Annotated in this window: 10 protein-coding genes; 5 read left to right on the top strand and 5 right to left on the bottom strand. The window is 66.7% G+C overall.

Features of this window, described 5'->3' with window-relative positions:
- Window positions 1-56 precede the first annotated feature (56 nt).
- A complete protein-coding gene (locus AB4Y40_RS01370) occupies window positions 57-1016 on the top strand; it encodes a DUF1853 family protein (protein WP_368686151.1) in 960 nt (319 codons plus the stop codon).
- 16 nt (window positions 1017-1032) lie between these two features.
- On the opposite strand, the gene thiD is transcribed toward AB4Y40_RS01370, so the two are convergent.
- Complete coding sequence (gene thiD / locus AB4Y40_RS01365; protein ID WP_368686150.1) at window positions 1033-1839, bottom strand: bifunctional hydroxymethylpyrimidine kinase/phosphomethylpyrimidine kinase; 807 nt, start codon at window positions 1837-1839, stop codon at window positions 1033-1035.
- A 119-nt stretch (window positions 1840-1958) separates the two neighbouring features.
- Window positions 1959-3269, bottom strand: a complete 1311-nt coding sequence (lplT, locus tag AB4Y40_RS01360) for a lysophospholipid transporter LplT (RefSeq protein ID WP_368686149.1) — start codon at window positions 3267-3269, stop codon at window positions 1959-1961.
- Between the two features lie 220 nt (window positions 3270-3489).
- Here lplT and alr point away from each other — a divergent pair, with 220 nt between their 5' ends.
- The 3 genes from alr (at window position 3490) to AB4Y40_RS01345 (ending at window position 6357) form a co-directional block, all read left to right on the top strand.
- Window positions 3490-4560, top strand: a complete 1071-nt coding sequence (gene alr / locus AB4Y40_RS01355; RefSeq protein ID WP_368686148.1) for an alanine racemase — start codon at window positions 3490-3492, stop codon at window positions 4558-4560.
- Between the two features lie 16 nt (window positions 4561-4576).
- A complete protein-coding gene (gene radA, locus AB4Y40_RS01350) occupies window positions 4577-5953 on the top strand; it encodes a DNA repair protein RadA (protein WP_368686343.1) in 1377 nt (458 codons plus the stop codon).
- 140 nt (window positions 5954-6093) lie between these two features.
- Entirely contained in the window at window positions 6094-6357 is a 264-nt protein-coding gene (locus AB4Y40_RS01345; protein ID WP_028204079.1) for a DUF2866 domain-containing protein, read from the top strand.
- A gap of 65 nt (window positions 6358-6422) precedes the next feature.
- On the opposite strand, the gene AB4Y40_RS01340 is transcribed toward AB4Y40_RS01345, so the two are convergent.
- Together AB4Y40_RS01340 and AB4Y40_RS01335 are read right to left on the bottom strand one after the other, a co-directional pair.
- Entirely contained in the window at window positions 6423-7670 is a 1248-nt protein-coding gene (locus AB4Y40_RS01340; protein ID WP_368686147.1) for a CoA transferase, read from the bottom strand.
- A 66-nt stretch (window positions 7671-7736) separates the two neighbouring features.
- Window positions 7737-9686, bottom strand: a complete 1950-nt coding sequence (locus tag AB4Y40_RS01335; RefSeq protein ID WP_368686146.1) for an ATP-binding cassette domain-containing protein — start codon at window positions 9684-9686, stop codon at window positions 7737-7739.
- Between the two features lie 175 nt (window positions 9687-9861).
- Here AB4Y40_RS01335 and AB4Y40_RS01330 point away from each other — a divergent pair, with 175 nt between their 5' ends.
- Entirely contained in the window at window positions 9862-10344 is a 483-nt protein-coding gene (locus tag AB4Y40_RS01330; RefSeq protein WP_324141169.1) for a glutathione peroxidase, read from the top strand.
- Between the two features lie 24 nt (window positions 10345-10368).
- Here the strand turns inward: AB4Y40_RS01330 and cls are convergent, their stop codons facing one another.
- The gene (cls, locus tag AB4Y40_RS01325; RefSeq protein ID WP_368686145.1) at window positions 10369-11811 is read right to left on the bottom strand and encodes a cardiolipin synthase; all 1443 of its coding nucleotides are present in this window, start codon (window positions 11809-11811) and stop codon (window positions 10369-10371) included.
- Window positions 11812-11958 lie beyond the last annotated feature (147 nt).

Genomic DNA, 11958 nt, shown 5'->3' with positions numbered 1-11958 from the left:
GTGCCCAATGTGCCGGGGGCGACGGCGGGCCGCGAGATGATGCTGGGTCTCAACACGTGCCCGGTACTGGCGCGAACCGCGACGGACTCGATCGCCTCGCCGATCCGGCCGTGCGCGACCTCGCGTGGCTGCTCTTCAGCGCCGATCTGTTGCGTGCGCAACCACCGCTCGCGCCGCTGGCGCAATGGTGCGCCGATGCCGACGAAGCGCGCGCCACGCGCGACTGGCTCGCGCAACTCGATCGCGATCCGGCGCGTCTGCACGAAGCGCTTCTGGCCGCGCCGACGCATCGCCTTGGCCGCTATGCCGAAAACTTGCTGGGATGGTTTCTCGCGCATGGACCGGCGGCGCGGCTCGTCGCGCAGAACGTGCCGCTGCGGCGTGCCGGGCTCACGCTCGGCGAGTGCGATTTTCTCGTGCGCACGCGCGCCGGAGAACGTCTGCATTGGGAGCTGGCGGTGAAGTGCTACCTGCACGCAGGACCCGGCGGTGACGCACGTGCCTCGCTTGCCGAATTCGTCGGGCCGAATCTGCGCGATCGCTTCGATCTGAAACTTACGCACCTGCGCGACCGTCAACTGCGGTTGAGCGCGCACGAAGCATTCGCCTCGCTGGGCTACGAAGGTCAGTGGCTTGCGCAGATGTTCGTGAAGGGCTGGCTTTTCTACCGGGCGGGAGAGGCGGCGCCGTCACGCGTGGAAGACGCCCCTGAACTGGCCGCCGATCATGGACGCGGCTGGTGGGTGACGCGCTCGGACTGGCCGGCGTTCGCCGGGCAACAGGCGGCCGATGGCTGGAGCGTGCTGCCGAGGCTCGCGTGGCTCGCGCCGCGCAGGCTGGCGGCTGCGCCCACCGTCGACCCCAACGCGTTACTCGACGTGCTGGCCCGGCCAGACGACCCCGTACTGATCGCGGCATTCACGGTCGACAGCACAGGCGGCTACCGCGAACAGTCGCGCGGCTTCATCGTTCCCGACGACTGGCCTGCTCGCGCCGCGACATTTGCACGTCAATGAGCGCGAGCAAGCACGCTCACCACCAGCGCCAGAAATGATGCACGGGGCCGACGCCATGACCGACGTCGAGCCGATCACTGGCTTCCAGCGCCGCCGTCAGATACTGCTTGGCTTCGCCAACGGCCGGGGCGAGCGCGCCGCGCTGCGGCCACAGTGCGGCAATCGCAGACGAGAGCGTGCAGCCCGTGCCGTGCGTATTCGTGACCGGCACGCGCGGGCCGCCCAGGCGCAGTGTGCCGCCGGCTTCGATGAGCCAGTCGGGGCTGTCCGCGCTGCCCAGATGCCCGCCTTTCATCAGGACCGCCTGCGCACCGAGCGCGCGCAGCGCTTCGCCTTGCTCGACCATCGCGGCTTCGTTTGCGGCGGGCGGCACGCCGAGCAGCGCCGCGGCTTCGGGCAGATTCGGCGTGACGACGCCCGCTAGCGGTAGCAGCTCCTCGCGCAGCGCAGCGACGGCTTCGGGCGCGAGCAGGGCGTGATTGCTCTTCGAGATCATCACGGTGTCGAGCACGACGCGCGACGGCCGATGGCGGCGCAGCGCGTCGGCGACAGCGCGCACGATCTGCGCGTTGGCGAGCATGCCGATCTTCACGGCATCGATGCGGATGTCGTCGAACACGGCGTCGAGCTGCGCCGTGACGAAACTTGCGTCGGGCGCGTGGATCGCGGTGACGCCGCGCGTGTTCTGCGCGGTGAGCGCCGTAATGACGCTCGCGCCGTACGCGCCGAGCGCGGAGAACGCCTTGAGGTCGGCCTGAATGCCCGCACCGCCGCCCGAGTCGGAGCCGGCGATCGTGAGAACGTTGGAAATCGGTGAAGTCATGGCAGCGTCAGGTGCGCGTCGCGCGCGGCCGGGTCGACAAGACGTGCCGCGCGTGCGCAGGGAGGAAGGATCGATTCAGCAGACGTGGCGGCCGGATGGTGTGCGCACAGGCACGCCCGTCAATGCCTGTGATTTTCGCCGATCAGGGCGACCGAGTCGAACGAGCGTTGATTCGCCTGGTGGCGGCGCATCACGAGCCACATCATCAGACAGACGAAGGTGCCGAACAGCACGATCACGATGGTCACCGGCACGTCGAGCCAGACGAGCACGGCGTAGAGGCACAGCATCACGAGCACCGAGAGGTTCTCGTTGAAGTTCTGCACGGCGATCGAGTGGCCCGCGGAGAGCAGCACGTGGCCGCGGTGCTGGAGCAGCGCGTTCATCGGCACGACGAAGAAGCCCGAAAGGCCGCCCACGACCATGAGGAAGAGGTACGCGAAAATCAGGTAGCCGGGAATGCGCATGTGGCCGATATGCAAGCCCCAATGCGGCGGAAAGAGATGGCGCGTGTAGAACGCCATCAGCATGACCGCGAGACCCATGATGATGCCGACCGGCAGCACCGAGAGCGACTTCTTGAGCGGCACGCGCGCGGCCGCGATCATGGCGCCGGCCGCCACGCCCACGGCCACCACGGCCTGCAGCACAGCGCCTTCGGAAAGCGACATGCCGAGCGAGACTTCGGCCCATTTCAGCACGATGAACTGCAGCGTCGCGCCCGCGCCCCAGAACAGTGTCGTGACCGCGAGCGAGATTTGCCCGAGCTTGTCGCGCCAGAGCGTGTTGAAGCAGTCGGCGAAGTCGGTGATGAGGCGAATGACACCGTGCTGCTGGCGCGGGTAGCGTGCGCCGGTGTCGGGAATGCGCAGATTGAAGAGGGCGGCGATTACGTAAATCACCATGATGACGACCATCGCGGCTTCGGCGGGCGTGCTGATCGCGGCGGGCGTATGGCGCAGCACATGCGAGGCGATGTGGGGGCTGATCAATGCGCCGCCGAGTACGGTGCCGAGGATGATCGAGCCGACTGTCGTGCCCTCGATCCAGCCGTTGGCGGCGACGAGGCGCTCAGGCGGCAGCAGCTCGGTCAGGATGCCGTACTTGGCGGGAGAATAAGCCGCAGCCCCGAAACCCACTACGCCATAGGCCAACAAAGGGTGGGTGCCTGCCAGCATCATCGCGCAGCCCACGACCTTGATCGTGTTCGTGATGAACATCACGCGGCCCTTGGGGCGGGAATCTGCGAAGGCGCCGACGAAGGCGGCAAGAACGACGTAGGAGAGGACGAAGAACAGCTTGAGCAGCGGCGTCATCCAGTTCGGGGCGTTGAGGTCTTTCAGCAGTGCAATTGCAGCGATGAGGAGCGCATTGTCGGCCAACGACGAAAAAAACTGCGCGGCCATGATGGTGTAAAAGCCTTTTTTCATCTGATGCGATGCTTTCCTCGCTGCGGTCCGTCCGCCCCGGACGGGTGGGAGGCATCCGGGCTTATTACGTTCGAAATGGGTTGTGCGCAGGGCTTTATATCACGAAAATAGGTGCATTCGGACTAGCACAATCCTTGAGCGCCCGTCAGGCGGGCCTGCGGGGTGCTGAAAACACCCTGTAAGCTCCTGATTCGAAAGCGTCTTTGCGAAAAAATCTCCCATGCCGCGCCCCCTCTCAGCAACGATTCACACCGCCGCTCTCGCCAATAACCTCGCCGTCGTCCGCAAGTACGCGCCAAAGTCGAAAATCTGGGCCGTGGTGAAGGCCAACGCCTACGGGCACGGGCTTGCGCGCGCGTTCCCCGGCCTGCGCGCAACCGACGGTTTCGGCCTGCTCGACCTCGAGGAGGCCGTGAAGCTGCGCGAACTCGGCTGGGCCGGGCCGATCCTCCTGCTCGAAGGTTTCTTCCGGCCGACCGACATCGACGTGATCGACCGCTATAGCCTCACGACCGTCGTGCACAGCGACGAGCAGATGCGCATGCTCGAAATGGCGCGGCTGTCGAAGCCGGTCAACATCCAGCTCAAGATGAACAGCGGCATGAACCGGCTCGGCTACACGCCGGAGAAGTACCGTGCCGCATGGGAGCGTGCGCGCGCCTGCGCGGGCATCGGCCAGATCACGCTGATGACGCACTTCGCCGACGCCGACACGCCGCGCGGCGTCGGCGAGCAGATGGAGACGTTCGAGCGCGGCGCGCAAGGCATTGCCGGCGCGCGCAGCCTCGCCAATTCGGCGGCCACGCTCTGGCATCCGTCGACGCACTTCGACTGGGTGCGCCCCGGCATCATTCTTTATGGCGCGTCGCCATCGGGTTTCGCCTCGGCGCTCGAAGGCACCGGTCTGCAGCCGGCCATGACGCTCTCGTCCGAACTGATCGCCACGCAGCATGTGGCCGAAGGGCAGACCGTTGGCTACGGCTCGATCTTCACGGCGCGCAAGCCCATGCGCATCGGCGTGGTGGCGTGCGGTTATGCCGACGGCTATCCGCGCGTCGCGCCCGAAGGCACGCCCGTGATCGTCGACGGCGTGCTCACGCATGTGGTGGGCCGCGTCTCGATGGACATGCTCACCGTCGACCTCACGCCGGTGCACACCGCGGGCGTGGGCGCGCGCGTGGAACTGTGGGGCAACAATCTGCCGATCGACGACGTCGCGAAAGCCTGCGGCACGATCGGCTACGAGCTGATGTGCGCCGTTGCGCCGCGTGTTCCCGTGCGGGCCGAATAACGCCATGGCAAAGAGCATGGCGAAGGTCAAGACACTGTATACGTGTACCGAATGCGGCGGGCAGGCACCCAAGTGGCAGGGCCAGTGCCCCGCGTGCGGCGCGTGGAACACGCTCGTGGAAGGCGTTGCCGAAACGGCGGGCAGCCACCGCTTCCAGTCGCTCGCGAAGAGCGCCCCGGTGCGGCGTCTCGCCGATATCGAGGCGTCCGACGTGCCGCGCTTCACGACCGGCGTAGGCGAGTTCGATCGCGTGCTGGGCGGCGGCCTCGTGGCGGGCGGCGTGGTGCTGATCGGCGGCGACCCCGGGATCGGCAAATCGACGCTGCTGCTGCAGTCGCTCGCGCAAATCGCGGCTGAGCGTCGCGCGCTCTATGTAAGCGGTGAAGAATCGGCGGCGCAGATCGCGTTGCGCGCGCAACGACTGGCGCTGCTCGACCCCGGCTCCATGGCGAGCGAGCTGCAGCTGCTTGCCGAGATCCAGCTCGAAAAGATCCAGGCGACGATCGAGGCCGAGAAGCCCGACGTCGCGGTCATCGACTCGATCCAGACGATCTACTCCGAAGCGCTGACTTCCGCGCCCGGCTCGGTCGCGCAGGTGCGCGAGTGCGCGGCGCAGCTCACGCGCATCGCGAAGCAGTCGGGCACGGCGATCATCATGGTCGGCCACGTGACGAAGGAGGGCAACCTCGCGGGGCCGCGGGTGCTCGAGCACATCGTCGACACCGTGCTGTATTTCGAGGGCGACACGCATTCGTCGTTCCGGCTGGTGCGCGCGTTCAAGAACCGCTTCGGCGCGGTCAACGAGCTGGGCGTGTTCGCGATGACCGAGAAAGGCCTGCGCGGCGTGGCGAATCCGTCGGCGCTCTTCCTCTCGCAGCACGAGCAGAGCGTGCCGGGCTCCTGCGTGCTCGTGACCCAGGAAGGCTCGCGGCCGCTGCTCGTCGAAGTGCAGGCGCTCGTCGACACGGCGCACGTGCCGAATCCGCGGCGCCTCGCCGTCGGTCTCGAACAAAACCGGCTTGCCATGCTGCTGGCGGTGCTGCATCGCCATGCCGGCATCGCGTGCTTCGATCAAGATGTGTTCCTCAACGCCGTGGGCGGCGTGAAGATCACGGAGCCGGCAGCCGACCTGGCTGTGCTGCTCGCCATTCATTCTTCGATGCGTAACAAGGCGTTGCCCAAGGGTCTGATCGTTTTTGGCGAAGTCGGCCTCGCGGGTGAGATCCGCCCCTCGCCGCGCGGCCAGGATCGTCTGAAGGAAGCGGCGAAGCTCGGTTTTTCATGCGCCCTGATTCCCCGCGCCAATGCGCCGAAACAGCCGATCGACGGTTTACAGGTGATTGCCGTGGAGCGCCTCGAAGAAGCGATCGACCGGATACGCGAGCTGGATTGAGCCGTCGTGCGCGTGCCGATGGCGTGTACTGGCGCGTAATGATTAGTAACAACCCTGGTTCCGGCTGTAACCATTTCAGACTGCGATTTCCCTATCCTTGGCGCGGTGTTCAACCCGTGTCGAGCGGAAAGGATAGCGACTTGAAACAGACTGATACGTCCTTCGACGGTCGTTCGATCGTCGTGCGCGGCTGCCGGGTGTCCGAGCCGCTGATGCAACCCTGGGGCAGCACGTGCCGCATCGTCGAGTGGATCGACGGCGACGGGCGCATTTCGCGCCGCGTCGTGGCGGAAGACGTGACGGCGGCCGAAGTGCGCAGCACCATTGCGCACCACGTGGAAGGCCGCAAATACGTGATGTACGACGACGAGCGGACGCCGCGGCAAACGCTGCCGCGACGCTAAACAAAAATGGGCGCTGCGAAGCGCCCATTCATTGTGCCCACGGATGATGCGGGATACGGCGAGGGCTAGCCCCAGGGCCCGTAGGTGAAGGGCTTTTTGCCACCAGGCGCGCCCGATGTTTCGGCGCCCTGGCCGGGTTGCGCAGGCTGGCCGGGTTGGACCGGCCGGGCAGGTTGGACGGCATGCGTGCCCGGCGGCTGACCGCCCGGCTGAAAAGGCGCCGCCTGCATGCCGGGCGCGGCCTGCTGCGTGTGTCTCGCGGCCATTTCGTCCATCATGGCCTGCAGCACTTCGGCATTGAAGAGGGGATGGCGCGAAGCCTCGCCTGGCGTGAGGACGGGCGAAACACAGGTGTCGATCGCCTCCAGACGGTCGATCCAGGTCTGCAGCGACTCCGACTCGATGATGGCCCCCAACTCCCGCGTGAGCGCGGCGGCATCGGCGCCGCCGATCGCCTGGCCGAGACTCCAGTGGCGCTCGGCCCAGTCGTCGCGGCCAATGGCCTGGCACAGCGTCTGCCAGAACTTCAGTTCGAGCGCGCCGACGGCGAGCCACCGTCCGTCCTGCGTGCGATAGAGGTTGTAGCAGGGCACGCCGCCGTTGAGCAGCCCGCCGCCCGGCTGCAGCGCCGCGGCGTCGTCGTTGGCCAGCGCGACCTGGGCGACCACGTTGTGCGCGTAACTCGCGTGCGCCATCGAAACATCGACGAAACGACCCTCGCCGCCGCGCGCCACATGCCAGAGCGCCGCGAGAATCTGCGTGACCGCGCTGAGCGCGCCGCCAAGCAGGTCGGCGATCTGGAAGTTGGGCAGCACCGGCACGCCGTCGCGCGTGGCCAACTGGTCGAGCACGCCCGAATAGGCGACATAGTTGATGTCGTGGCCCGGATGGCCGGCGAACGGGCCGGTCGTGCCGTAGCCCGTGATCGCGCAGTAGACGAGTTTCGGATTGACCTTGCGCAATGCCTCGTAGCCTACGCCGAGGCGGTCCATCACACCGGGCCGGAAACTTTCGACGAGCACGTCGGCGTCGCGCGCGAGCGCGAGCAACACCGAGCGGCCGCTCTCGGTCTTCAGATCGACGCGCGTTTCGCGCTTGCCGCGATTGACGAGGCGATAGAACGCACCGGGGCGCGCGGCCACTTCGTCCACCGCACTCTGCATCATCACGCGCGCCGCGTCGCCCGCACCGGGCGGCTCGATTTTCAGGACATCGGCGCCCATTTCCGCGAGCCGCAAGGTGGCCACGGGCCCGGGCAGAAGGCGGGTCAGATCCAGTACGCGAAGGCCCTGCAATGCGGCGGGTGACGACACTCGTGGCTCCCTGGCGAAAATAGCTGGCGAAAGCGCCTGATGGCGCGATGGTGACTCAGCGCTGCGCTAGCCGATCTGCTCGAGTTCCTCGTGCGCATCGAGCCACTCGGCTTCGAGCGTTTCGAGGCGCGTGGCGACTTCGGCCTGGCGGCGAATCGCTTCGGTCAGGCGGCTCTTCTGCTGAGGCTCGTAGCTCGCCGGGTCGGCGACGAAGGCGTCGAGCGTGCTCTTTTCGCTGTTGAGCGCATCCATTTCCTTTTCGATCTTGCCGATTTTCGCCTGTAACGGCTTCTTCAGGTGCGCAACCTTCTGGCGCTGCCCGGCTTCCTGGCGGCGCTGTTCCTTGCGATTGACGCCATCGGCGGCAGTTGCGCCGTTTGCCGCATCCGCCGTGCCGGAAGCGGCCTCCTTGAGCGCCGCGCGTTGCTCGGCCGCGTGCTGCAGCAACCAGTCGCGGTAGTCGTCGAGGTCGCCGTCGAACGGCTGCAGACGGTGCTTCGCCACCAGCATGAACTGATCGGTCGTGGCACGTAGCAAATGCCGGTCGTGCGACACGAGGATCAGCGTGCCTTCGAATTGCGCGAGCGCCATGGTGAGCGCATGGCGCGTTTCGAGGTCGAGGTGGTTGGTCGGCTCGTCGAGGAGCAGCAGGTTGGGCTTTTGCCAGATGATGAGCGCGAGCGCGAGGCGCGCCTTTTCACCGCCCGAGAACGGCGCGATGGGCGCTGTGGCCATCGCGCCGGGGAAGTTGAAGCCGCCGAGGAAGTCGCGCAGCTCCTGCTCGCGCGTGTCGGGCGCGAGCCGGGCGAGATGCTGGAGCGGCGAGTCGTCCGGGCGCAGCGTTTCGAGCTGGTGCTGCGCGAAATAGCCGATCTGCAGGCCCTTGCCCGTGCCCAGCTCGCCGGAGAGCGCCGCGAGCGTGCCTGCGAGCGTCTTGATGAGCGTGGACTTGCCCTGGCCGTTCGCACCGAGCAGGCCGATACGCTGGCCGTTCTGGATCGATAGCGTGACGCGCTCGACGATGGGCGTTTCGCTGCCGTCCTCGGCCCGATAGCCGCAGCGCACGTCGTCCATCACGAGCATGGGGTTGGGCGCGGAGTCGGGCGTGCGGAATTCGAACGTGAACGGCGAGCTGGCGTGCGCCGGTACGATCAGCTCCATCTTTTCCAGCGCCTTGACGCGGCTTTGCGCCTGGCGCGCCTTGGTGGCCTTGGCCTTGAAGCGGTCGATGAAGCTTTGCAGGTGGGCGACGGTGCGCTGCTGCTTTTCATACGCGCTTTGCTGGAGCGCCAGTTGTTGCGCGCGCAGGATCTCGAACTGCGAGTAATTGCCGCCGTAGCGCTTGATCTGCTGGTTCTCCAGATGCAGCGTGACGTTGCAGATCGAGTCGAGGAACTCGCGGTCGTGCGAGATCACGACGAGCGTGCCGGGATAGCGGTGCAGCCAGTCTTCGAGCCAGACGATCGCGTCCAGATCCAGGTGGTTCGTGGGCTCGTCGAGCAGCAGCAGGTCGGAGCGGCACATGAGCGCCTGCGCGAGGTTCAGGCGCATGCGCCAGCCGCCCGAGAAGCTCGAGACGCTCTGGCGCGTCTGCTCGAGCGTGAAGCCGAGGCCGAGCAGCAGCGCTTCCGCTCGCGCGGGGGCGGTGTAGCCATCGGCGTCGGCGAAGGCGCCGTGCGCTTCGGCTTCCGCCGCGCCGTCGTGCGCCGCCGAGGCCGCGGCGATGCGGGCCTCGATGTCGCGCAGCGCGGCGTCGCCGTCCAGCGCGTAGTCGAGCGCGGTGCGGTCGACCGCCGGAGTTTCCTGCGCGACGTGCGCGATGCGCCAGGACGGCGGCAGCGAGAAGTCGCCGGCGTCCGCGTGCAGTTCGCCGCGCAGCACGGCGAACAGGGTCGATTTGCCCGCGCCGTTCGCGCCGATGAGACCGACCTTTTCACCCGGGTTCAGCGTGAACGAGGTCTGTTCGAAAAGCGGCTTGGTGCCGCGGGCAAGACTGAATTGGTTGAAGCGGATCACGACGGCGCCGGCGGGAAGAAAACCAAAGAAGGCGGTATTTTAAACCGGGGCGCGCAGACCGGGGCGCGCAGCCTGGGCGCGCTGCAGCCGACATTGGCCGGACGGCTAGCCGTCTGGTCGGGTGCTAATTGCGCGTTTTCTCACGTAGACTGGCGCTTTTCCACGGGAGAGCCAGATGACATCGATCTATTCGTTTTCGGCGCAACCGCTCGGCGGCGGCGAGCCGGTGAGCCTCGAGCGCTATACGGGCAAGGTGCTCCTGATCGTCAATACCGCGAGCGAATGCGGTTTCACGCCGCAGTACGCGGGTCTGCAAACGCTCTACGACCAGTACGCGGCGCGCGGGCTCGCGGTGCTCGGCTTTCCGTGCAACCAGTTCGGCAAGCAGGAACCCGGCGACGCCGCGCAGATCGGCAGCTTCTGCGAGAAGAACTTCGGGGTCACGTTCCCGATGTTCGAAAAGATCGACGTGAAAGGGGCGAACGCGCATCCGCTGTATCGCTGGCTCACGGGCGAGGCGCCGGGGCTGCTCGGGCTCGGCGCCATCAAGTGGAATTTCACGAAGTTTCTGGTCGATCGCAACGGCGACGTGGTGAAGCGCTATGCGCCGATGACGAAACCCGAGGCCATTGCGGCGGACATCGAAAAGCAGCTCTGAGCGCAGCCTGGCGGCACCGGTGCGCTAGAGAATCGGCGCGAAGAGCCGCGCGAGATGCATCGTGATCTTGCGCCACGCGGGCGCGTCGCGGTACTCGCTGCGATCGATCTCGAACGTCTCGTTGAAATCGCGCAGCAGCATCGCTTCGACTTCGGCCGCGAAGCCGCGATGCACGGTCAGCACCATGATCTCGAAGTTCAGGCGAAACGACCGGTTGTCAAGATTCGCGCTGCCGATGGCGGCAGCCACGTCGTCGATCAGCACGACCTTCTGGTGCAGGAAGCCCGGCTTGTAGCGAAAGATGCGGATGCCCGCGCGCACCGCATCGAAGGCGTACAGCATCGACGCCTCGAAGACCACATAATGGTCGCGCCGGCTCGGGATCATGATGCGCACGTCCACGCCGCGCAGCGCTGCGAGGCGCAGGGCCGAAAACACGGCCTCGTCGGGCACGAGGTAGGGCGTCGTGATCCACAGGCGTTTTTTCGCGGCGTTGATCGCCTCGACGAAGAACAGCGAGCAGGTCTCCTGGCGGTCCGCCGGCCCGGTGGGCAGGACGAGGCAATACATATCGTCGCCATCCTGCGGCACGACCGTGGGCGGCTCGCAGCCGGGCAGCTGCTGGGTGGCCCAGTACCAGTCCTCGGTGAAGGCGAACTGCACGTTGGCGACCGCCGGTCCGCGCAGCTCGATATGCGTGTCGCGCCACGGAGAAAGCCGCGCGTTCGCGCCCAGATATTCGATGCCCACGTTGTGGCCGCCCACGAACGCGTGCTGGCCGTCTACCACGACGATCTTGCGGTGGTTGCGGAAGTTGAGCTGGAAGCGATTCACGAAGTGGCGCTTCGTGGAGAACGGGTGCACTTCCACGCCGGAGTCCTGCAACTCGTGGACGTAGCTGGCGGGCAGGTCGAACGAGCCGATGCTGTCGTAGAGGAAGTACACGCGTACGCCGCGTTTCGTGCAGTCGAGCAGCACGTCCTTGAGCATGTCGCCGAGCGCGTCGGCGCGCACGATGAAGAACTGCACGATCACGTAGTGCCGGGCCTGCTCGATCGCATCGAAGATGGCGGAGAAGGTCGCTTCGCCGTTCACGAGCGTGCGCACGGCGTTGCCCGGCACGAGCGGCATCCCGCCGAGGCGCGCGAACGTGCGGATCACGCGTACGCCCAGCTCGTCGGCGGGCCATTCGCCCGCGGAGACGAGCTTGTCCCAGTCGGGCGCGTGGGCGCGCGAGCGCAAGGTTTCGTTGCGCAGGCGCCGCGCGTCCGCATAGCCCGCGAACTTGCTGCGGCCGAGAAAGAGATACGGGACGAGCGTGAGGTAGGGCATCGTCGCGAGCGAGACGGCCCAGGCAATCGCGCCTTGCGAGGTGCGCGTGTTGAGGATGGCGTGGCACGCTGCGATCAGTCCAAGCAGATGGATGAGCGCGAGCAGCGTACCGAGGTGTGACCAGTCGAATCGCATAGATGCGTGGGACGCTCCTTCAGCCGGACGCAGGACCGGCCCGCGCCGGGAAGCGCACGGCCGGAGGGCTCAATCTTACCGAACCCGCTGCGATGACGGCGATCGTCCCGGTCCTGCACGCGGCGAGACACGGCGCTCGGGCGCCGC

The organism is Paraburkholderia sp. EG287B, from assembly GCF_040965595.1.
Lineage (GTDB): Bacteria > Pseudomonadota > Gammaproteobacteria > Burkholderiales > Burkholderiaceae > Paraburkholderia.
Note: the sequence above shows the minus strand (reverse complement) of the source record. Positions and strands in the feature narration are given on the sequence as shown.